Raw genomic sequence first — 22,168 nt, forward strand, 5'->3', positions numbered from 1 at the left:
CGGGCCTTTTTTCCGGAGGATTTATGTCAGCGAACGAACTGGCATTGCGATACAGCACCGCACCGGCAGAGGAGTTAATCGGCTTCCTGCCTGTTCTTGAAGTTAAAGAAGCGCTGCGCAGTGAAGTTGAAGAAGACGTTATGGATGAAGTCTGGCAGGAGCACCAGTTTGAAATGGAGGCTGTTGAGGAGCAGACCGAGGAAGCGAACCGCCTGGCTCAGAAGTTTGAACTGGTAGCGGAGACGTTCGGGACGGCGATTAAGCTGGCACTGACCCTTCCATACGGCGAAGCGATTCAGGTACTGCAGGATGCCATTGAAGATAACCCTGGCTACGGCCGGGATCCGGTGAAGGGATAGACCATGGAATTTGGAATGAAACGAGTGATGGCGTCTGTCCAGGCTGTTGCGGTTCTGGAAAGAATCTACTGCGGCAAGCCAGTACCCCTCGCCACACTGAGTAAAGAATCGAAGCTCTCGGTTTCCTACCTGGAGCAAATTTTTAAGCGGCTGCGCAGCGGCAAGCTGGTCACCTCGCACAGAGGACCGGGCGGAGGATATAGCCTTCGTGAAGGTGATATCTCAGTTTCAGCAGTCATCCGCGCAGTCAGCAAGATCCCGTCGAATACCACGTTCGACCCGGTGCTTGATGCACTTGATGGAGTGCTTATCTCTCAGCTGGCGAATAAGCCCGGCGCCCAATAAGCACAAAACCCGCGCAAGGCGGGTTAAGTACCCGGTCAGCCGACCAAAGCTTTCCGGAATCGAGTTTTGACCAATGACCACTACCTAAGCAGCGCTCATCAGCTGTTGGGTATTTTACACCCAAACGAGGCTCCAAGATGGATTTTTTTTATCATATTAAAGCTACCCAGAAATCAGGCAAACCTGACGCCGTCTACTGGGGGACGTTTAAAACAGAAGCCCGCGCCAATCTTGCACTGGATGTTGAACTTGAAGATGCAGAAATCGAAACTGGCCGCGGGAAAGACTACCTTAAGCCGATCCGTACAGACATGCCGGTTGTGGATGATCTGCCCGCAGAAGCTGTCGTTTGCTTTGAGTTCTGTAAACGCTACACCCTGGCCGACGACCAGCGCACCTGGAAAGTGATCCCCGACGCCGCAACTCAGGGTGAAACCACCTCCACCCCGGTGGTCACCAGCGAGGCAGATCTACCTGCCGCGCCTGGAACTACCCTTGAAACTCCAGAAGTAGGCAATGCCGCCAAGGATGAGGCCCCAAAACCTCTGTATGAGCATGGCCTGAAGATCAGCGAGCATGATGATGGTGGTGCCCACTACCCCGTCTGCAAAATGCCTTTCCGCAAACAGCTGCTTGCCCAGCTGACGGTGGACGAACTGCGCCACCACATCACCCGCAGCGAGAATGCAGAGCTGCACGCACTGGAAATGGATACCGACAATGGTTATGTCCAGGACCTGCTGCTCGCTGCTGAAAATTTTGCAGAAGTTAAGGCTTTCGACACAAAAGATCTTTGGCGCTACACGAACGCCATCCGCAAAGTGTTCAGCATGGAAAAGTGCCATGAGCTGGGCCTGCTTTTGCAGTTCACAAAGGCATGGGTAGCCACCCCATATATCGACCGCGGGATCTTGACGCGTGAATGGGTCGCCGGCAATCGTATTAACCTTGTCCAACGCACCGACGCTGGCACCAATGCCGACGGCGGGTATGTAACTGATCGCGGTGAGGGCGCGCATCACACCCTGGAAACCCTCGATCTGGAGATCGCCAGCGCCCTGATGCCGATGGACTTCAACTATCGTGAAATTCCGGTGAGCATCGCGCGCCGCGCCAAAGAAATCATCGCGAAAAAAGAAGAGCCATGGAAATCGTGGAGCAAAATCCTGCGCAACCAGCCCGGCGTTCTGGCAGTGAACCGCGCGGCCATCTTCAACCTGGTGCGCATCGCGCCGGAGAACATCCATCTGACGCCTGCTGCTCACCTTGAGTTCGTGAATCAGACAATGACGGCTGAGTTTAACGCTGCAACCGAACTGCTGCCGATCCCAGCAGCCTTCGCCGCTCCGGTTGTGAATGAAATAACCATCAATCCTGCAGATGACAAATCTTCTCGAGCCCCCCTCTGCACTCACGATGAAAACCTGAAACGCGTACGTGAAGAGGGAGCACGCCGTCGTGCGGATGAGGCCAACAGTCAGCCGCAGGTCGCGAACCTCGGCGGAGGCGTATTCGCCATTGATAACCTGATGAACGAAAAACAACCAGAAAATGATGACCGTTCACCGGTTAATGAGGAGACCACCAGCGATGTGCAGATGGAAGAGACTAACCCGGCGGAAGGAAAAACTGGTAACCCGATTCAACCAAGCGAAAGCGCTAATGCAACTACTGCGCAAACAAATGCCGTAGCAGAAACCATCTGCACTGTCTGTGGTACCGAAGGTGGCGGCGGTTGCCCTGACTGCGGCGCCGCGGCTGGCGATGCAACCTATGCGGCGATGGAAACGGGCCTGAAAGAGGATCTGGAAGTGCTGGGGCCTAATACCTCAAACACGAAAACCATGTTCACGCACCTGATGGTGGATCTCGAAACCATGGGCAAAAAGCCGGGCGCGCCGATCGTTTCAATAGGGGCCATATTCTTTGACCCGTCCAGCGGGAAAACCGGCGCTGAATTTTACCAGGTGATTAACCTCGAATCGTCGATGTCCTTCGGAGCCAGGCCGGACGCCAGCACCATCCTCTGGTGGCTGAAACAATCGCCGGAAGCACGATCTGCAATCGTGGTGGATGACACGGTCGGTTTGGTAGAAGCGCTGGAGCATTTCCTCGATTTCATTGCTGAAAACGCGGCTAACGGCTCGAAGAATGTTCAGCTCTGGGGGAATGGTAGTTCGTTTGATTGTTCTCTTCTGGAGGCAGCATTCGAGTTGGCCGACACACCATTCCCGATCCCGCACTGGAACTACCGGGACGTGCGTACCGTCGTCGAACTGGGCAAAGCTGTTGGGCTGAACTCACGCTACGACATCCCTTTTGAAGGGGATCAGCATAATGCCCTGGCGGACGCCCGCCACCAGGTCAAATACGTATCGGCTATCTGGCAGCGCCTGACAGCAATCTGATTACAATATTTCAGCCTATGGCCCATTACTGGGCCATTATGGGGTAAAGCATATGATCCAGATGTTAACTCTCGAAGAGTGGGCCGCTGAAAAATACAGAAGCAACCCTCCAAGCGTGTCGACACTTCGACGTTATGCGAAACAGAACCAGTTTTCTCCACCAGCAATGAAGCAGGGCCGCTTATGGCGCGTTCGTGAGGATGCTGAGTTGGTAGGGGAACTGGCCGCGCCGATAGTTAAGAAGAACGACTCTATATTGCTGCAAAGGATTTTGAACGATGGCTGCCAGACCACGTAAAAACAATGTCTCTGTACCGAACCTTTACCCTCTCTACAGCAGGAAGGTGAACAAGGTTTACTGGCGCTATAAACATCCAATCACCGGCAAGTTCCATGCGCTGGGCACTGACGAGTTGGAGGCCATTGCGATTGCTACTGAGGCAAATGCGCGCCTGGCAGAACAGAGAACCCGGCAGATTTTGGCGATCAGTGACAGGATCGCCACAAGCAAAGGCAAAGCGATCACGGTTTCAACATGGCTCGACCGATACTGGAAAATTCAGGAAGAGCGCCTGGCTTCAGGTGACATTAAATTAAACACATTCAAACAAAAAAATAAGCCAGCGGCTCTACTGCGTGAACGAGTTGGTATGAAACTGTTGCCATCCGTTGATGTACGCGATATCGCCCAAATTCTTGATGAATATATTGCGGCGGGCCAGGCGAGAATGGCCCAGGTTATTCGAACCGTTTTGGTCGATATATTTAAAGAGGCGCAACACGCAGGTGAAGTTCCCCCGGGTTATGATCCTGCGTCAGCCACTAAAAAGCCCAGACGTAGAATCACCCGGCAGCGACTCAGCCTTGAGGAATGGCAGCGAATATTCGAGATTGCAGACGCCAACCACCAATATATGGGTAACGCTATGCTGCTGGCTTTGGTAACCGGCCAACGGCTGGGTGATATTTCGAGGATGAAATTTAGCGATGTCTGGGATGACCAGTTACACATTATTCAGGAGAAAACAGGAAGCAAAATCGCAATCCCGTTATCGCTCCGCCTGAACGCCATTAACTGGAGTTTGCGGGATGTTATATCGCGCTGTCGGGATTACGCGGTTAGCCCTTACCTCGTCCATTTTTTCAGGGCCACGTCGCAAGCAGAGCGAGGTGCCCAGGTTAAAGCGAACACGCTCACAATGAATTTTAGTAAGGCCCGGGATAAGGCAGGGATCGACTGGAGGGAAGGAACGCCGGCGACTTTCCATGAGCAGAGGTCGCTATCTGAGCGTCTGTATAAGGAGCAGGGAATTGACACTAAAAAGTTGCTCGGCCACAAGTCACAGCAGCAGACCGATCGCTACAACGACGATCGCGGGAAGGACTGGACGACGATTGCGATATAGGATTTTGGGGTGGGGTTTTGATAACTTGTTTTGATAAATTTTTGATAACCGTTCAAAAGCTAATAATAAAAACGGGAACCATCAGGCTCCCGTTCAAATACAACCCGGAAACCGGATTACATGTTTTCGATGATCGCGTCACCAAACTCTGAACATTTCAGCAGCTTAGCGCCTTCCATCAGACGTTCGAAGTCATAGGTCACGGTCTTGTTGTTGATCGCGCCTTCCATACCTTTAACGATCAGGTCTGCGGCTTCGAACCACTCCATATGACGCAGCATCATTTCTGCGGAGAGGATGATAGAACCTGGGTTCACTTTATCCTGGCCAGCATACTTCGGTGCGGTACCGTGGGTCGCTTCGAACAGGGCGCACTCGTCACCGATGTTCGCGCCTGGTGCGATACCGATACCGCCAACCTGCGCCGCCAGGGCGTCGGAGATGTAGTCACCGTTCAGGTTCATACAGGCGATAACGTCATATTCGGCCGGACGCAGCAGGATCTGCTGCAGGAACGCATCGGCGATGACATCTTTAATGATGATCTCTTTGCCGGTGTTCGGGTTCTTGATCTTCTGCCATGGGCCGCCGTCGATCAGCTCGCCACCGAACTCTTCCGCCGCCAGCTGGTAACCCCAGTCTTTGAACGAACCTTCTGTGAACTTCATGATGTTGCCTTTGTGAACGATGGTCACAGAGTCACGGTCGTTGGTGATTGCATACTCAATCGCTGCACGAACCAGGCGCTTGGTGCCTTCTTCGGAACACGGCTTGATGCCGATACCGCAATGTTCAGGGAAGCGAATTTTCTTCACGCCCATCTCTTCGCGCAGGAACTTGATTACTTTTTCGGCTTCTGCGGAGTCCGCTTTCCACTCGATGCCAGCATAGATATCTTCGGAGTTCTCACGGAAGATAACCATGTCGGTCAGTTCTGGGTGTTTAACCGGGCTTGGGGTACCCTGGTAGTAACGTACCGGGCGCAGGCAGACGTACAGGTCAAGTTCCTGACGCAGAGCAACGTTCAGGGAGCGAATACCGCCACCAACTGGGGTAGTCAGCGGGCCTTTGATGGCAACGCGGTAGTCACGAATCAGGTCCAGCGTTTCAGCTGGCAGCCAGACGTCCTGGCCGTAAACATGGGTAGATTTTTCACCGGTGTAAATTTCCATCCAGGAAATTTTACGCTCGCCTTTATAGGCTTTCTCAACAGCGGCATCCACCACTTTCAGCATCGCTGGGGTTACATCAACACCGATACCGTCACCTTCGATGAACGGGATAATCGGATTGTTTGGAACGTTCAGCTTACCGTCTTGCAGGGTGATCTTTTTACCTTCCGCCGGAACAACTACTTTGCTTTCCATTAACCTCTCCTTCGAGCGCTTCTGGTTGTTACTGATTTTATGTTAATAATTTGTAATGAGCCCACCGATAGTACCTGAATGTCTGGCGCCATGAAAGGCATTCGTTATTAGGCTATAATGCGGCAATTGATAACGTCTGAAAATACCATGCAGAAAACTTCTTTTAGAAATCACCGGGTTGAACGATTCAGCACCCGACAAGCGTCCAGACCGCGCAAACAACGCGCGCCAACACGCGTCGTTTTGTTCAATAAACCTTACGATGTCTTGCCGCAATTTACCGACGAAGCCGGACGCAGCACGTTGAAGGATTACATCCCCGTTCAGGGGGTCTATGCCGCAGGCCGACTCGATCGCGACAGCGAAGGGCTGATGGTGCTCACCAATGACGGCGAGCTCCAGGCCAGGCTTACCCAGCCGGGAAAACGCACCGGTAAAATCTATTATGTGCAGGTCGAGGGTGTGCCGGACGACGCGGCGCTGACTGCTTTACGTAATGGCGTCACGCTGAACGATGGCCCTACCCTGCCCGCAGGCATTGAGCTGGTGAATGAGCCAGAGTGGCTCTGGCCGCGCAATCCGCCGATCCGCGAGCGCAAATCGATTCCCGTGTCGTGGATCAAAGTCACCCTTTATGAAGGCCGTAACCGCCAGGTACGGCGCATGACGGCGCATGTCGGCCATCCGACGCTGCGCCTGATCCGCTACGCCATGGGCAGTTACACGCTGGATAACCTCGCCAACGGTGAGTGGCGGGACGTTACCGAACAAGGAGAGCCTCATGTTTAAACCGCATGTCACAGTGGCCACAATTGTCCACGCCCAGGGCAAATTTTTGGTGGTGGAAGAGACCATCAACGGCAAAGCGCTCTGGAACCAGCCTGCGGGCCACCTGGAAGCCGACGAGACGCTGGTCCAGGCGGCGCAGCGTGAGCTGTGGGAAGAGACCGGCATTCATGCCAGGCCGCAGCATTTCATCCGCCTCCATCAATGGATCGCGCCGGACAAAACGCCGTTTATCCGTTTTTTGTTCGCCATTGAGCTTAACGAAACGTGCGCCACTGAGCCACACGACAGCGATATCGATCGTTGTCTGTGGGTGGATGCCGACACTATCCTTAACGCAACACATCTGCGCTCCCCGCTGGTTGCGGAGAGCATTCGCAGCTACCTGACCGGCCAGCGTCTGCCGCTGGAGACCATCGGCGAATTTAACTGGCCGTTTACAGAGGGTGTCAATGCCGGGGGCGCGTGATAGAATACGCCGCCTTGAAGTTCAATGTCGTGAGTATTCCAATGTCTGAAAGCCAAAAAAAAGTGATCGTCGGCATGTCCGGCGGCGTCGATTCTTCCGTCTCTGCCTGGCTGTTGCTGCAACAGGGCTATAAGGTTGAAGGCCTGTTCATGAAGAACTGGGAAGAGGACGATGGCGAGGAATACTGCACCGCCGCCGCGGATCTGGCTGATGCCCAGGCGGTATGCGACAAGCTCGGCATTGAACTGCACACCGTCAATTTTGCCGCAGAATACTGGGATAACGTGTTCGAGCATTTCCTGGCTGAATACAAAGCCGGCCGCACGCCAAACCCGGATATTCTGTGCAACAAAGAGATCAAATTTAAAGCCTTCCTCGAGTTCGCCGCTGAAGATCTGGGTGCTGACTACATCGCCACCGGCCACTACGTGCGCCGCGCGGATGTCGACGGCAAAAGCCAGCTGCTGCGCGGGCTCGACGGTAACAAAGATCAGAGCTACTTCCTCTATACCCTCGGCCACGAACAGATTGCCCAAAGCCTGTTCCCGGTGGGCGAGCTGGAAAAACCAGAAGTGCGTAAAATCGCCGAAGAGCTGGATCTGATTACCGCGAAGAAAAAAGACTCAACCGGGATCTGCTTTATTGGTGAGCGCAAATTCCGTGAGTTCCTGGGTCGCTATCTCCCTGCCCAGCCGGGTAAGATCGTGACCGTGGATGGCGATACCATCGGCGAGCACCAGGGTCTGATGTATCACACCCTGGGCCAGCGTAAGGGCCTCGGTATCGGCGGTATCAAAGAGGGTAGCGAAGATCCGTGGTACGTCGTCGATAAAGATGTTGAAAACAATATTCTGATTGTGGCCCAGGGTCATGACCATCCGCGTCTGATGTCCGTCGGGCTGATTGCCCAACAGCTGCACTGGGTCGACCGCGAGCCGCTGAAAGGCACGCTGCGCTGCACGGTGAAAACCCGCTATCGTCAGACCGATATCCCCTGCACCGTGACTGCGCTTGATGATGAACGCATTGAGGTGCGTTTCGACGAGCCGGTCGCCGCCGTGACCCCGGGTCAGTCTGCTGTCTTCTACAGCGGTGAAATCTGCCTTGGCGGCGGTATCATCGAACAACGCCTGCCGCTGACCGCGGTTTAATGCGATAACACACAGAAAGGAGCAAGTGTGGCGAAGAACTATTATGACATCACCCTGGCGCTGGCAGGAATTTGCCAGTCTGCCCGTCTGGTGCAACAGCTGGCGCATCAGGGTCACTGCGATGCTGACGCGCTGCACGTTTCGCTCAACAGCGTCGTGGATCTGAACCCCAGCTCCACCCTCGGCGTGTTTGGTGGTAGCGAAGCGAATCTTCGTCTCGGTCTGGAAACCTTGCTCGGCGTGTTAAATGCCAGCAACCGTCAGGGGCTCAACGCCGAACTGACGCGTTATACCCTCAGCATGATGGTGCTGGAGCGCAAGCTGAATGCCGCCAAAGGGGCGATGGATACTCTCGGCGAGCGCATTACCGGCCTGCAGCGCCAGCTTGACCATTTCGAGTTGCAGTCCGATACCTTACTCAGCGCCATGGCGGGCATCTATGTGGATGTCATCAGCCCACTGGGGCCGCGTATCCAGGTGACTGGCTCCCCTGCCGTATTGCAAAGCCCGCAGGTGCAGGCCAAAGTACGCGCCTCCCTGCTCGCCGGTATTCGTGCCGCGGTACTGTGGCAACAGGTCGGCGGTGGCCGCCTGCAGCTAATGTTTTCTCGTAATCGCCTGACCACTCAGGCAAAACAAATTCTTGCTCATTGTTAACCTCCCGGAGTTGCGAATTATGGAATTATCCTCACTGACCGCCGTTTCCCCTGTCGATGGACGCTACGGCGATAAAGTCAGCGCGCTGCGCGGGATCTTCAGCGAATATGGTCTGCTGAAATTCCGTGTACAGGTTGAAGTACGCTGGCTGCAAAAGCTGGCCGCGCAGGCAGCAATCAAGGAAGTTCCTGCTTTTGACAGCCAGGCAAACGATTACCTCGATAAAATCGTCGCAGAATTCAATGAGGAAGATGCCGCGCGCATTAAGACCATTGAGCGCACCACCAACCACGACGTGAAAGCGGTTGAGTATTTCCTGAAAGAGAAGGTGGCAAGCGTCCCGGCCCTGCACGCGGTATCAGAATTTATTCACTTCGCCTGTACCTCAGAAGATATCAACAACCTCTCCCACGCGCTGATGCTCTCTACCGCGCGTGAAGAAGTGGTGCTGCCATACTGGCGCAAAATCATCGACGCGGTGAAAGCCCTGGCGGTGGAGTATCGCGATATCCCGCTGCTCTCCCGTACCCACGGTCAGCCTGCAACCCCGTCCACCATCGGCAAAGAGATGGCGAACGTCGCTTACCGTATGGAACGTCAGTACCGCCAGCTTGAGCAGGTGGAGATCCTCGGTAAAATCAACGGCGCCGTGGGTAACTATAACGCCCACATCGCCGCTTACCCGGAAGTGGACTGGCATCAGTTCAGCGAAGAATTCGTCACCTCTCTGGGGATCCAGTGGAACCCGTACACCACCCAGATTGAGCCGCACGACTACATTGCCGAGCTGTTTGACTGCATCGCGCGCTTCAACACCATTCTGATCGACTTCGACCGCGACATCTGGGGTTACATCGCCCTGAACCACTTCAAGCAGAAGACCATCGCCGGCGAAATCGGTTCATCCACCATGCCGCACAAGGTCAACCCAATCGACTTCGAAAACTCCGAAGGCAACCTGGGCCTGGCAAACGCGCTGCTGCAGCACATGGCCAGCAAACTGCCGGTTTCCCGCTGGCAGCGCGACCTGACCGACTCCACCGTGCTGCGTAACCTGGGTGTGGGCATTGGCTACGCGCTGATCGCCTATCAATCCACCCTGAAGGGCGTGAGCAAGCTGGAAGTGAACCGTGAGCGTCTGCTCGACGAACTGGATCACAACTGGGAAGTACTGGCGGAGCCAATCCAGACCGTAATGCGTCGCTATGGTATCGAGAAGCCGTACGAAAAACTGAAAGAGCTGACCCGCGGCAAGCGCGTCGATGCCGAAGGCATGAAGCAGTTTATCGACGGTCTGGCCCTGCCAGAAGAGGAGAAAACCCGTCTGAAAGCGATGACCCCGGCAAACTACATCGGTCGCGCTATCGCGATGGTTGATGAGCTGAAATAACGCTTTTTACCCTCTTTCCGCCCGGAAAGAGGGTTACTTTCCCCCGGTTTACGAAATGTTTATCCCCTCCGCAACATAATCAGCGTTAAACTACTCTGACCATTCATATTAGGGAGAAGCGATGATGCGCGTACTGGTTGTTGAGGATAATGCGTTGCTACGTCATCACCTGAAAGTTCAGCTTCAGGAAATGGGGCATCAGGTGGATGATGCTGAAGATGCCAAAGAAGCCGATTACTATCTCAATGAACATCTGCCCGATATCGCCATCGTTGACCTGGGTCTGCCTGATGAAGATGGTCTGTCGCTGATCCGCCGCTGGCGCAGCCACGATGTCTCTTTGCCGGTGCTGGTGTTAACCGCCCGCGAAGGCTGGCAGGATAAGGTTGAAGTGCTCAGCGCCGGTGCCGATGACTACGTCACCAAACCCTTCCATATTGAAGAGGTTGCCGCCCGCATGCAGGCGTTGATGCGCCGCAACAGCGGTCTGGCCTCGCAGGTGATCTCCATTCCGCCGTTCCAGGTCGATCTCTCCCGTCGCGAACTGGCGATAAATGACGAGGTGATTAAGCTGACGGCCTTTGAGTACACCATTATGGAGACGCTGATCCGTAACAGCGGCAAGGTGGTGAGCAAAGATTCCCTGATGCTCCAGCTCTACCCTGATGCGGAGCTGCGCGAAAGCCATACCATCGATGTTCTGATGGGCCGTCTGCGTAAGAAAATTCAGGCGCAGTACCCGGAGGATGTCATCACCACCGTGCGCGGGCAGGGCTATCTTTTCGAATTACGTTAAATGAAAAAACTGTTTCGTCACTTTCTGCCGCTGTCGCTGCGGTTTCGATTCCTGCTGGCGACAGCAGTAGTGGTGCTGGTGCTCTCCCTGGCCTACGGCATGGTGGCGCTGGTGGGCTACAGCGTCAGTTTCGACAAAACCACCTTCCGCCTGCTGCGCGGCGAAAGCAATCTCTTCTATACCCTCGCCAGATGGGAAGACAATAAAATCAGCATCGATATGCCGGAGCATCTGGATCGCCAGAGCCCAACCATGTCGCTGATTTATAATGAAAAAGGCAAGCTGCTGTGGGCCCAGCGCGACGTGCCGTGGCTGATTAAAAGCATCCGCCCGGAGTGGTTAAGAGCCAACGGCTTTCATGAGCTGGAAGCCAATGTTGATGCCACCAGCGTGCTGGTCGGTAACGATCGGAACATGCAGCGGGAGCTGGCCGAGATCCGCGAGGATGACGACGACAGCGAGCTGACCCACTCGGTGGCGGTAAATATCTACCCCGCGACCCTCCAGATGCCCCAGTTGACCATTGTGGTCATCGACACCATTCCGGTTGAGCTTAAACGCTCCTATATGGTGTGGAACTGGTTCGTCTACGTGCTCGCTGCCAACCTGCTGCTGGTGATCCCCCTGCTCTGGCTGGCCGCCTGGTGGAGCCTGCGCCCTATCGAGTCGCTGGCGAAAGAGGTGCGCGAGCTGGAAGAACATCACCGTGAAAAACTCGACCCGAACACCACCCGGGAACTCACCAGTCTGGTGCGCAATCTTAACCGTCTGCTGAAAAGCGAGCGCGAACGTTACGATAAGTACCGCACCACCCTCACCGATCTGACCCACAGCCTGAAAACCCCGCTGGCGGTCATGCAGAGCACGATGCGATCCCTGCGCAGCGCGAAGCTGAGCGCCGAGGAGGCAGAACCCGTGATGCTGGAGCAGATCAGCCGTATCTCGCAGCAGATTGGTTACTACCTGCACCGCGCCAGCATGCGCACCGGCAGCACCCTGCTGAGCAGGGAATTGCACCCCGTCGCCCCGCTGCTCGACAGTCTGACCTCGGCGCTGAACAAAGTTTACCAGCGCAAGGGGGTGAACATTACTCTCGATATCTCCCCGGAAATCAGTTTCGTCGGCGAAAAAAATGACTTTATGGAAGTGATGGGCAACTTGCTGGATAACGCCTGTAAATATTGCCTGGAGTTCGTTGAAGTCTCTGCCCGTCAGGGAGAGGACCAGCTGCATATTATCGTTGAGGATGATGGCCCCGGGATCCCTCAGGGCAAACGTGACCAGGTCTTCGATCGCGGCCAGCGCGCCGACACATTGCGCCCGGGTCAGGGGGTCGGTCTTTCGGTCGCCCGGGACATTGTGGAGCAGTATGGCGGCAGAATCGAAACCAGCGACAGCCTGCTGGGCGGTGCCCGAATGGAGGTAATTTTTGGTCGCCAGCATCTGACAAGCGACGATAGTTAAACGCCAGGGTGAAAAAAGCGTGATTCTCACACGCAGGCTGCCGAGCTTCCGTTATAATCCGAGTCATTAAAAGCCTGCGGAATATAAATATGGATTATCAATTAGCCCTTAACTGGCCCGACTTTATCGAACGTTACTGGCAAAAACGTCCGGTTGTCCTGAAACGCGGCATCACCAATTTCGTCGATCCGATCTCTCCCGATGAGCTGGCTGGCCTGGCCATGGAGAGCGAAGTCGACAGTCGTCTCGTCAGCCATCAGGACGGTAAATGGCAGGTGAGCCACGGCCCGTTTGAAAGCTACGACCACCTGGGTGAGAGCAACTGGTCGTTACTGGTGCAGGCGGTTAACCACTGGCACCAGCCCGCCGCAGCCCTGATGCTGCCATTTCGCGCCCTGCCCGACTGGCGGATGGACGATCTGATGATCTCCTTCTCCGTGCCCGGGGGCGGCGTTGGCCCGCATCTGGATCAGTACGATGTGTTTATTATCCAGGGTACCGGCCGCCGCCGCTGGCGCGTGGGTGAAAAGGTGCCGATGAAACAGCACTGTCCGCACCCCGACCTGCTGCAGGTCGATCCGTTTGTCGGCATCATCGACGAAGAGCTGGAGCCGGGCGATATTCTCTATATTCCACCGGGTTTCCCGCATGAGGGTTACTCCCTTGAGAACTCAATGAACTATTCGGTTGGTTTCCGCGCCCCAAGCGGTCGCGAGATGATCAGCGGGTTTGCCGATTACGTCCTGCAGCGCGAACTGGGCAGCCACCGTTTCAGCGATCCGGCGGTCCCTTCCCGCGAACATCCGGCCGATATTCTGCCGCAGGAGCTGGATCAGCTGCGCGGAATGATGCTGGAGATGATCAACCAGCCGGAACATTTCAACCAGTGGTTCGGGGAGTTTATCAGCCAGTCCCGACACGAGCTGGACGTCTCCTTGCCGGAGCCGCCGTATCAGCCGGATGAAATCTACGATGCCCTTCAGCAGGGCGACAAGCTGGCGCGTCTGGGTGGATTGCGGGTGTTACGTATTGGCGAAGCGGTGTATGTCAATGGCGAGCAGCTGGATTCCCCGCACCGTCCGGCGCTGGAGGCCCTTGCCAGCCATATGGTGCTGACTGCCGATCATTTCGGCGATGCGCTGGACGATCCGTCGTTCCTCGCGATGATGGCCGTCCTGGTGAACAGCGGGTACTGGTTCTTCGAGGACTGAGACGTTAGTGGGTTGCCGGGCGGCACTGCGTTTGCCCGGCCTACAACGTTGTCTGTGACAATGCCCGGTGGCGCTTCGCTTACCGGGTCTACAAAATCGCAACCGTAGGCCGGGTAAGGCGTAGCCGCCACCCGGCTTTTTATCGCCGCTCTCCGGTGTCAAAATCCTCTATCTCCCCAGCCCAATCTTCCGGGTATATCCCTTCCCGTACATCACGATGAAAGGTGGAATAGGGCCACGCTTTCACGCGCGTCACATAGCCATGTTTCAGCGGGTTGATATGGATGTAATCCGTATGTCGCCGCAGGTCGTTGTCGTCCCGGATGGTATGTTCCCAGAAGCGTGGCTGCCAGATGCCTGGCATCCCCAGCACGCGGGTGAAGGTCTTTTTGATGTCTCGCCAGCGGCCGGAGTAGTCCGCGTCATTTTCGGGTAACGTCCAGATACAGTGCATATGTTCCGGCAGGATCACCCAGGCATTAATCAGAAAGGGTTTGCGGCGTTTAACACCTTGCGTTGCCGCACGAAGCGTATCGATATGTCGCGTCAGCAGATCGCTGCGCCGGTTTTGCAGGTTAACGGTGAAAAACCAGGTTCCGCCTGGCACATAATGTCGACGGTAGTTTGACATATGAGGTTCCCTCCTCATGTGTGGAAATGCCGGGCGGCACGTTGTTTGCCCGGCCTACGCGTAGACCGGGTAAGGCGTCAAACGGCGACTATTGTTTTGCGGTGAGCTCCGCAATCCGCACAATCACCTGCACCGCTTTTTCCATTCCTTCCAGGGTCACGAACTCATGCTTGCCGTGGTAGTTATAGCCCCCGGTGAACAGATTCGGGCACGGCAGCCCCATAAAGGAGAGCTGCGCGCCATCGGTGCCGCCGCGGATCGGCTTGAGCTGCGGCTCGACGTCGCAGTCGCGCATCGCCTGCTGTGCCACCTCAAGGATGTAGGGATGCTCGATCACCTTTTCATGCATATTGTAATAGCTGTCTTCGATGACCAGCTCAATGTAGCAGTCCGAGTGAAGTCCTTTGCCCACCTTCTTTGCGATATCCATCATCTTGCGTTTGCGCGCTTCAAACCCTTCGCGGTTAAAATCACGGATGATGTAGTGCATATCCGCGCGGTCCACCGTCCCTTTGATGCTGGTCAGATGGTAGAAGCCCTCATAGCCTTCGGTTTTTTCCGGGCTTTCATCCGCCGGAACTTCAGCATGAATGCGGGCCGCCAGCGACAGCGCGTTCACCATCACCCCTTTCGCGGTGCCTGGGTGGACATTGTTGCCAACGATGCGGATATTCACCGACGCCGCATTGAAGTTCTCGAACTCCAGCTCCCCCACGCCGCCGCCATCGACGGTGTAGGCCCAGCGGGCATCGAACGCCTCAACATCAAAATGCTTCGCCCCTTTGCCCACCTCTTCATCGGGGGTAAAGGCCACGCGGATATCGCCGTGCGGCACGTTTTTGTTCTTCAGCACCGCCAGCGCGGTCATGATCTCGGCAACACCCGCTTTGTCATCAGCCCCCAGCAGCGTTTTGCCGTCGGTGGTGATCAGGGTCTGGCCGAGCAGCTGGTGTAATACCGGGAACATCACCGGCGACAGCACTTCGTCACCGACGCCAAGGGCGATATCACCGCCCCGATAATTCTCAACAATCTGCGGATTGACGTTTTTGCCGCTAAAATCCGGTGAGGTATCGACATGGGAAATAAAACCAATGGCAGGAATATCACCGCTCACATTCGCAGGTAGCGTGCCCATCACCGTCCCTTTTTCACTTAAGGTCACGTTAACGAGCCCCAACTCCTCCAGTTGGCTTTTTAACAGCTGCAACAGCTTCCACTGCCCTTCGGTGCTTGGCACCTGGCGGACACCCGGCTTAGATTGGGTATCCAGCGATACGTACTGTAAAAAACGCTCAAGTAATTTATCCATGCAGTCACCCTCACTTTTCGTGACAACATTATCAGTAAGCAGCAAAACCCAAATATTGCGTCAGGTCACTTTTATCCCGTAAACGAGAATATTTCCGGTTCTCTCATCGTTTGCTAATAAATGTAGCTTATCAATGGGTAACAAGGATTGGCGATTGCAGCGCTTTCCCGTAGAATGTCCGCCCTCATTACGTTTCACCAAGGTGGTTAACCACAAACCCCGCTGCGATAAGCATTTGCAGCGTCGATATGGGACTGAATCAAAAATTGAATACACAACCAGCTTCACTGTCACCGTTGGTGCAACTGGCCGGAATTCGTAAAAGCTTTGACGGAAAAACCGTCATTTCCGACCTGGATTTAACGATCAACAACGGCGAATTTCTTACACTACTTGGCCCTTCAGGCTGTGGTAAAACGACAGTGCTTCGCCTTATCGCCGGGCTGGATAACGTCGATCGCGGTCACATCCATCTGGACAATCAGGACATTACCCTGGTTCCTGCTGAACAGCGCCACGTCAATACCGTCTTTCAAAGTTACGCACTTTTCCCGCACATGACGGTTTTTGAAAACGTCGCCTTTGGCCTGCGGATGCAAAAAACGCCCGCCAGCGAAATCACGCCACGCGTCACCGAGGCCCTGCGCATGGTTCAGCTTGAAGCGTTCGCCCAGCGTAAACCGCACCAGCTTTCGGGTGGACAGCAACAGCGTGTCGCCATCGCCCGTGCCGTGGTTAATAAACCGCGCCTGCTGCTGCTGGATGAGTCTCTTTCCGCACTCGACTACAAGCTGCGCAAGCAGATGCAGAACGAATTAAAGGCGCTGCAGCGTAAGCTCGGGATCACCTTTGTTTTTGTCACCCACGACCAGGAAGAGGCATTGACCATGTCCGATCGCATCGTGGTGATGCGCGAGGGCAAAATCGAGCAGGACGGTACGCCGCGCGAGATCTACGAAGAGCCGAAAAACCTGTTTGTCGCCAGCTTTATTGGTGAAATCAACATCTTCAATGCTACCGTTATTGAACGACTCGACGACCAGCGGGTGCTGGCTAACGTCGAGGGCCGCGCCTGCAACATCTTCGTCAATTTTGCCGTTGAGCCGGGACAGCAGCTGAACGTCCTGCTGCGTCCGGAAGATCTGCGCGTTGAAGAGATCCACGACGAAACCGAAGTCGAAGGGCTAATCGGCTATATCCGCGAGCGAAACTACAAAGGCATGACGCTTGAGTCGGTCGTTGAGCTGGAAAACGGCAAGATGGTGATGGTCAGCGAATTCTTTAACGAAGACGATCCCGATTTCGACCACTCGCTCAATCAAAAAATGGTCATTAACTGGGTAGAAAGCTGGGAGGTTGTGCTGGCTGATGAAGAACACAAGTAAATTCCAGAATGTGGTGATCGCCACTATCGTCGGTTGGCTTGTGTTATTTGTCTTTTTACCCAACCTGATGATCATCGCGACCAGCTTCCTGACCCGTGACGACGCCCATTTTGTCTCGCTGGTCTTTACGCTGGAAAATTACGCGCGCCTGCTGGACCCGCTCTATTTCCAGGTCCTGCTCCATTCGCTCAATATGGCGCTGATAGCCACCGTCGCCTGCCTGGTGCTGGGGTATCCCTTTGCCTGGTTCCTGGCGAAGCTGCCGACGAAAGTGCGACCGCTGCTGCTGTTCCTGCTGATTGTGCCCTTCTGGACCAACTCGCTGATCCGCATCTACGGCCTGAAGATCTTTCTCAGCACCAAAGGCTACCTGAACGAGTTTCTGCTGTGGCTGGGCGTCATTGATACCCCGATCCGCATCATGTTCACTCCCGGCGCGGTGATTGTGGGGCTGGTCTACATCCTGCTGCCGTTTATGGTGATGCCGCTCTACTCCAGCATTGAGAAGCTGGATAAACCCCTGCTGGAGGCGGCAAGGGATCTTGGCGCCAGCAAACTCCAGACCTTTATCCGCATTATTATCCCCCTGACCATGCCAGGGATCATTGCCGGCTGCCTGCTGGTGATGCTGCCGGCGATGGGGCTGTTTTACGTCTCCGACCTGATGGGCGGGGCTAAAAACCTGCTGATCGGTAACGTCATCAAGAGCCAGTTCCTCAATATTCGCGACTGGCCGTTCGGTTCGGCCACCAGTATCACCCTGACCCTGGTGATGGGCCTGATGCTGCTGGTCTACTGGCGCGCGTCGCGGCTGCTTAACAGTAAAGGGGAACTTGAATGATCGGTCGACTACTCCGCGGCGGTTTTATGACCGCGATTTATGCGTACCTCTACATTCCGATCATTATCCTGATCGTGAACTCCTTTAACAGCTCGCGCTTTGGCATTAACTGGCAGGGTTTTACCACCCAGTGGTACAGCCTGCTGGTGAATAACGACAGCCTGCTGCAGGCGGCGCAGCACTCCCTGACGATGGCGATCTTCTCGGCCACCCTCGCCACCCTGATTGGCTCCCTGACGGCGGTGGCGCTCTATCGCTACCGCTTTCGCGGTAAACCCTTCGTCAGCGGCATGCTGTTTGTGGTGATGATGTCTCCGGACATCGTAATGGCTATCTCGCTGCTGGTGCTCTTTATGCTGCTGGGGGTACAGCTGGGCTTCTGGTCCCTGCTCTTCTCACACATCACCTTCTGCCTGCCGTTTGTGGTGGTGACGGTCTACTCCCGTCTGAAAGGCTTTGACGTGCGGATGCTGGAGGCGGCAAAAGATCTGGGTGCCAGCGAGATGACCATCCTGCGCAAAATTATCCTGCCGCTGGCGATGCCCGCCGTGGCCGCGGGATGGCTGCTCAGCTTTACCCTGTCGATGGATGACGTGGTGGTTTCGTCATTCGTCACCGGGCCGAGCTATGAAATTCTGCCGTTGAAGATCTATTCGATGGTGAAAGTTGGCGTCTCACCGGAGGTGAACGCGCTGGCGACCATACTGTTGATGTTATCGCTGGTTCTGGTGATCGCCAGTCAGCTTATTGCTCGTGATAAAACAAAATCTCAGGGGACGTATTAATGAAAAAATGGTCACGCCACCTGCTCGCGGCAGGCGCTCTCGCAATGGGTATTAGCGCTGCGCACGCGGACGACAGTAAAACGCTCTATTTCTATAACTGGACCGAGTATGTGCCGCCAGGCCTGCTGGAGCAGTTCACTAAAGAGACCGGCATCAAGGTTATCTACTCGACCTACGAGTCGAATGAAACCATGTATGCCAAGCTCAAAACCTATAAAGATGGCGCCTACGACCTGGTGGTCCCGTCGACCTATTTCGTCGACAAGATGCGCAAAGAGGGCATGATCCAGAAGATCGACAAATCGAAGCTAACCAATTTTTCAAACCTCGATCCGGAGATGCTCAACAAGCCGTTTGACCCGAATAACGATTACTCTATTCCGTACATCTGGGGCGCAACGGCGATCGGGATCAACAGCGAAGCGATGGATCCTAAATCGGTGACGAGCTGGGCCGACCTGTGGAAACCAGACTATAAAGGCGAATTGCTGCTGACCGACGACGCCCGCGAAGTGTTCCAGATTGCGCTGCGTAAGCTGGGCTACTCTGGCAACACCGCCGATCCGAAAGAGATTGAAGCGGCTTACCATGAGCTGCAAAAACTGATGCCTAACGTGGCCGCCTTCAACTCCGATAATCCGGCGAACCCGTATATGGAAGGGGAAGTCAACGTGGGGATGGTGTGGAACGGGTCGGCATACGTCGCGCGTCAGGCCGGTACGCCGCTGGAAGTGGTGTGGCCTGCAGAGGGCGGGATCTTCTGGATGGACAGCCTGGCTATTCCGGCCAATGCTAAAAACGTGGACGGTGCCCTGAAGCTGATTAACTTCCTGCTGCGCCCGGATGTGGCAAAACAGGTAGCAGAGACCATCGGCTACCCGACGCCAAACCTCGCCGCCCGCAAGCTGCTGAGCCCGACCGTTGCAAATGACAAGTCGCTCTACCCGGATGCGCAGACCATCAGTAAAGGCGAGTGGCAGAACGATGTGGGCGACGCCAGCCGCCTGTATGAAGAGTATTACCAGAAGTTGAAGGCAGGTCGTTAATGCAATACTATGCCGGGTTTCGACCCGGCATAACTCAATGGTACAAGGATAAGTACATATGAAGCTGAACAATAACGTTCTTTATTCTCTTTTTTCTGCATCGACATTATTTTTACTACCGTTAACAAGACATAGGCATTGAGTTTCCTGATTTAAAGGATTACAGGCAACATCATAAAATGACTCATTATGTCAAAAAAAACGCAGAGAAAAGCGCCGCCCCTATTCGGTGTAGTCGCCGTCAATGATATTAATTGCGATATCATAAGAAACGTCCCCAGAAGCGAATGGCTTGGCGTAACGATGCCGCTTCTGACCATATTCCCATTTCTGTTATCTATTTTATTTATTGGCCCAATTATTGGGTATTCTCCCATATTTATTCTGGTTGAGATTATACTTATCCTGATGTTCTATAGCAGCATCCACGCACTGCGTGTCGTCATTACCCACCCCAAAACGTTAATCGTCAGGCTGAATCGCAAGCGCCAACGGGTGTATGTTCAAACGTATCGTCCCACGCGTAATATCTTTGCGAAATGGCCTGTCGAAACGCTGATTTATGACTGGAAGGACATTGAAGCCCATTTTAGTAACGGTTCCGGAACCGCGGGTTCCCGGACATGGTATAAGTGGCAAGCACCCTCGACTGACGGGAAAAAAAACTGGATAATCATCAGCGATGATAACGCGCCTTTATTTTATCAAGTCTCTCGCTTCTCTACCGATATCGCAGATACTCTTTTGAGTTATGCGGAATCCTGGGCGTGGTGCAGAAACTATATGAATGGCCTGATGACACCCGTTCATTTAATATCGATAGAAAATAACTACTCCTTTAAATATTGCGTGACGAGATTGAGCAGCCGGATGTTGTCGCGAGTCAATGAACAGGATAAATGGACAACCATTTTTCCCGTCAGGAATCCTTTTTTCTGGCTCATTTCTTTTATTATGGTGCCAACCATTTTACTGGACGCTCTGGCAATGAGGAAAATTATGCGCAGGCTGCCGGAGACGCCGTGGTCTGATGAGGCACAGGGCGAATCAACAACAGATAAACAATAGATTAATTATTTATTTTAACTGCGTAAGGTCCTGCGTTGTCGTCAGGGCTTTGCGGGTAATCTGGCGTTGATTCGCCCCGCTCAACTATTTACTCCGATATTTTTTGCAACGCGTCATCAATTTTGCCAATCACATACATCAGCGGTTTCCACAGCACGACCAGCGTAACAATCGTGCCGAACAGCTGCACATCGCCATGCGCAAGTTGTCCGGTAAACAGAAGATATACCAGGTTAAATATACACGAGCCAGCGGAGACAATGCCGAGGTATAAAAAGAGAATGAACAGGATATTTCTGCTGTCAGAAAGGCGAGGCAGGCAACACTGGCTCCACAGACCTATCCCTACCGCCACAATAAAAATAATGGCCGATACAATTAGCGGGTTATCCATAACCTGTTCCTGTCGTTCCCTGGAAATTTGCGCGAAAAGCGTCTGCTCTTCGCGCAGTGAACCACTTACAATCCCTTAAGAAGCTTATCCACAAACTGCGGCACCACTTCGCTCGCCAGTCCGTAGGTTTTCTCTTCAAACTCGCTGCCCACCTGGCTCGGCTCAAGGTTCAGCTCCACCGTATGCGCCCCCTGCAGCTTCGCTTCGTGAACAAATCCCGCCGCCGGATAGACATGCCCCGAGGTGCCAATGGCGATAAACAGATCCGCCATCGCCAGGGCGTTGTAGATCTCGTCCATTCCCAGCGGCATTTCGCCAAACCACACCACGTGCGGGCGCAGCGGCGACGGGAACTGACAGCAGTGGCATTTGTCATCGGAGGTGACATCGCCGGTCCAGCTAAAGACCTGGCCGCTGCTGGAGCAACGCACCTTCAGCAATTCACCGTGCATATGAAGTACGTTGCGGTTGCCCGCGCGCTCATGCAGGTTATCAATATTCTGCGTTACCAGCAGGAAGCGATCCCCCAGCGCCTCTTCGAGTTTAGCCAGCGCCAGATGCGCCGCATTAGGGGCGATCTCCGGCGACTGCAACTGACGGCGGCGGGCATTGTAGAATTCCTGCACCAGCTGCGGGTTACGGGCAAAACCTTCCGGCGTCGCCACATCTTCAACCCGATGCTCTTCCCACAGCCCGTCGGTCGCGCGAAACGTTCGAATGCCCGACTCGGCGGAGATCCCCGCCCCGGTCAGGACCAGTACTCTTGGTTTTTCCATCAATTCCGGCATTGCCACATCCTGGAAGAAAATTCGCTGGCGTAAGCGCTCACGCAAGCGGCGTTTGTTTTTGCGAAAACGGCTGAGTCGAAGTGACCGTCGCGACAGCATAAAAACCTCG

Annotated in this window: 23 protein-coding genes; 18 read left to right on the forward strand and 5 right to left on the reverse strand. The window is 54.6% G+C overall.

All coding sequences use genetic code 11. From position 1 onward, the window contains the following. The first annotated feature begins 23 nt into the window (after positions 1 to 23). From ACOKCT_RS00665 to ACOKCT_RS00685, 5 genes are all read left to right on the forward strand, one after another. Complete coding sequence (locus tag ACOKCT_RS00665; protein WP_252086387.1) at positions 24 to 359, forward strand: hypothetical protein; 336 nt, start codon at positions 24 to 26, stop codon at positions 357 to 359. A gap of 3 nt (positions 360 to 362) precedes the next feature. Then, positions 363 to 704: an Rrf2 family transcriptional regulator gene (locus tag ACOKCT_RS00670; RefSeq protein WP_032617597.1), complete on the forward strand. Its 342-nt coding sequence runs from the start codon at positions 363 to 365 to the stop codon at positions 702 to 704. 137 nt (positions 705 to 841) lie between these two features. Continuing rightward, a complete protein-coding gene (locus tag ACOKCT_RS00675; protein WP_420193065.1) occupies positions 842 to 3,112 on the forward strand; it encodes a 3'-5' exoribonuclease domain-containing protein in 2,271 nt (756 codons plus the stop codon). A 52-nt stretch (positions 3,113 to 3,164) separates the two neighbouring features. After that, positions 3,165 to 3,410: an excisionase gene (locus tag ACOKCT_RS00680; protein ID WP_263950974.1), complete on the forward strand. Its 246-nt coding sequence runs from the start codon at positions 3,165 to 3,167 to the stop codon at positions 3,408 to 3,410. Next, positions 3,391 to 4,518, forward strand: a complete 1,128-nt coding sequence (locus ACOKCT_RS00685) for a site-specific integrase (protein ID WP_032617595.1) — start codon at positions 3,391 to 3,393, stop codon at positions 4,516 to 4,518. Before ACOKCT_RS00680 ends, ACOKCT_RS00685 begins: the two co-directional genes overlap by 20 nt. Before the next feature lie 116 nt (positions 4,519 to 4,634). On the opposite strand, the gene icd is transcribed toward ACOKCT_RS00685, so the two are convergent. After that, complete coding sequence (gene icd / locus ACOKCT_RS00690; protein WP_114315319.1) at positions 4,635 to 5,885, reverse strand: NADP-dependent isocitrate dehydrogenase; 1,251 nt, start codon at positions 5,883 to 5,885, stop codon at positions 4,635 to 4,637. Positions 5,886 to 6,002: 117 nt separating this feature from the next. On the opposite strand from icd, the gene rluE reads away from it, so the two are divergent. From rluE to ACOKCT_RS00730, 8 genes are all read left to right on the forward strand, one after another. Continuing rightward, positions 6,003 to 6,674 (forward strand): 23S rRNA pseudouridine(2457) synthase RluE, encoded by a 672-nt coding sequence (gene rluE, locus ACOKCT_RS00695; protein ID WP_103179179.1) that lies wholly within the window; start codon positions 6,003 to 6,005, stop codon positions 6,672 to 6,674. After that, positions 6,667 to 7,140: an NUDIX domain-containing protein gene (locus ACOKCT_RS00700; protein ID WP_103179178.1), complete on the forward strand. Its 474-nt coding sequence runs from the start codon at positions 6,667 to 6,669 to the stop codon at positions 7,138 to 7,140. Before rluE ends, ACOKCT_RS00700 begins: the two co-directional genes overlap by 8 nt. A gap of 41 nt (positions 7,141 to 7,181) precedes the next feature. Further along, positions 7,182 to 8,291, forward strand: coding sequence for a tRNA 2-thiouridine(34) synthase MnmA (mnmA, locus tag ACOKCT_RS00705; RefSeq protein ID WP_139156335.1), 1,110 nt, complete (start codon positions 7,182 to 7,184; stop codon positions 8,289 to 8,291). Positions 8,292 to 8,318: 27 nt separating this feature from the next. Next, a complete protein-coding gene (hflD, locus tag ACOKCT_RS00710; RefSeq protein WP_103179176.1) occupies positions 8,319 to 8,948 on the forward strand; it encodes a high frequency lysogenization protein HflD in 630 nt (209 codons plus the stop codon). Positions 8,949 to 8,967: 19 nt separating this feature from the next. Continuing rightward, the gene (gene purB / locus ACOKCT_RS00715) at positions 8,968 to 10,338 is read left to right on the forward strand and encodes an adenylosuccinate lyase (protein WP_103179175.1); all 1,371 of its coding nucleotides are present in this window, start codon (positions 8,968 to 8,970) and stop codon (positions 10,336 to 10,338) included. Positions 10,339 to 10,462: 124 nt separating this feature from the next. Beyond that, a complete protein-coding gene (gene phoP / locus ACOKCT_RS00720; RefSeq protein ID WP_039028964.1) occupies positions 10,463 to 11,134 on the forward strand; it encodes a two-component system response regulator PhoP in 672 nt (223 codons plus the stop codon). Then, positions 11,135 to 12,598, forward strand: coding sequence for a two-component system sensor histidine kinase PhoQ (gene phoQ / locus ACOKCT_RS00725; RefSeq protein ID WP_159339135.1), 1,464 nt, complete (start codon positions 11,135 to 11,137; stop codon positions 12,596 to 12,598). It abuts the gene before it with no gap. An 89-nt stretch (positions 12,599 to 12,687) separates the two neighbouring features. After that, complete coding sequence (locus tag ACOKCT_RS00730) at positions 12,688 to 13,809, forward strand: JmjC domain-containing protein (protein ID WP_420193066.1); 1,122 nt, start codon at positions 12,688 to 12,690, stop codon at positions 13,807 to 13,809. A gap of 139 nt (positions 13,810 to 13,948) precedes the next feature. Here the strand turns inward: ACOKCT_RS00730 and ACOKCT_RS00735 are convergent, their stop codons facing one another. Together ACOKCT_RS00735 and pepT are read right to left on the reverse strand one after the other, a co-directional pair. After that, positions 13,949 to 14,440 carry an REP-associated tyrosine transposase gene (locus tag ACOKCT_RS00735; RefSeq protein WP_103179129.1) on the reverse strand — a complete coding sequence of 164 codons (492 nt, stop codon included), beginning with the start codon at positions 14,438 to 14,440 and terminating at the stop codon, positions 13,949 to 13,951. Between the two features lie 88 nt (positions 14,441 to 14,528). Beyond that, the gene (pepT, locus tag ACOKCT_RS00740) at positions 14,529 to 15,752 is read right to left on the reverse strand and encodes a peptidase T (protein ID WP_420193067.1); all 1,224 of its coding nucleotides are present in this window, start codon (positions 15,750 to 15,752) and stop codon (positions 14,529 to 14,531) included. Between the two features lie 248 nt (positions 15,753 to 16,000). Here pepT and potA point away from each other — a divergent pair, with 248 nt between their 5' ends. From potA to ACOKCT_RS00765, 5 genes are all read left to right on the forward strand, one after another. Further along, entirely contained in the window at positions 16,001 to 17,137 is a 1,137-nt protein-coding gene (potA, locus tag ACOKCT_RS00745) for a spermidine/putrescine ABC transporter ATP-binding protein PotA (RefSeq protein WP_103179126.1), read from the forward strand. Further along, entirely contained in the window at positions 17,121 to 17,978 is an 858-nt protein-coding gene (potB, locus tag ACOKCT_RS00750) for a spermidine/putrescine ABC transporter permease PotB (RefSeq protein WP_103179125.1), read from the forward strand. Before potA ends, potB begins: the two co-directional genes overlap by 17 nt. Continuing rightward, entirely contained in the window at positions 17,975 to 18,763 is a 789-nt protein-coding gene (potC, locus tag ACOKCT_RS00755; protein WP_103179124.1) for a spermidine/putrescine ABC transporter permease PotC, read from the forward strand. The genes potB and potC overlap by 4 nt, the downstream gene beginning before the upstream one ends. Next, complete coding sequence (gene potD, locus ACOKCT_RS00760) at positions 18,763 to 19,809, forward strand: spermidine/putrescine ABC transporter substrate-binding protein PotD (protein WP_420193068.1); 1,047 nt, start codon at positions 18,763 to 18,765, stop codon at positions 19,807 to 19,809. Before potC ends, potD begins: the two co-directional genes overlap by 1 nt. A gap of 189 nt (positions 19,810 to 19,998) precedes the next feature. Further along, positions 19,999 to 20,877, forward strand: coding sequence for a DUF6708 domain-containing protein (locus tag ACOKCT_RS00765; protein ID WP_156654292.1), 879 nt, complete (start codon positions 19,999 to 20,001; stop codon positions 20,875 to 20,877). Between the two features lie 88 nt (positions 20,878 to 20,965). On the opposite strand, the gene ACOKCT_RS00770 is transcribed toward ACOKCT_RS00765, so the two are convergent. Both ACOKCT_RS00770 and cobB read right to left on the reverse strand, forming a co-directional pair. Next, the gene (locus ACOKCT_RS00770) at positions 20,966 to 21,271 is read right to left on the reverse strand and encodes a hypothetical protein (RefSeq protein ID WP_103179121.1); all 306 of its coding nucleotides are present in this window, start codon (positions 21,269 to 21,271) and stop codon (positions 20,966 to 20,968) included. Between the two features lie 65 nt (positions 21,272 to 21,336). Then, entirely contained in the window at positions 21,337 to 22,158 is an 822-nt protein-coding gene (gene cobB, locus ACOKCT_RS00775) for a Sir2 family NAD+-dependent deacetylase (protein WP_103179120.1), read from the reverse strand. Positions 22,159 to 22,168: the final 10 nt, after the last annotated feature.

It is taken from the genome of Leclercia sp. M-A074-M (assembly GCF_965195605.1).
Lineage (GTDB): Bacteria > Pseudomonadota > Gammaproteobacteria > Enterobacterales > Enterobacteriaceae > Enterobacter.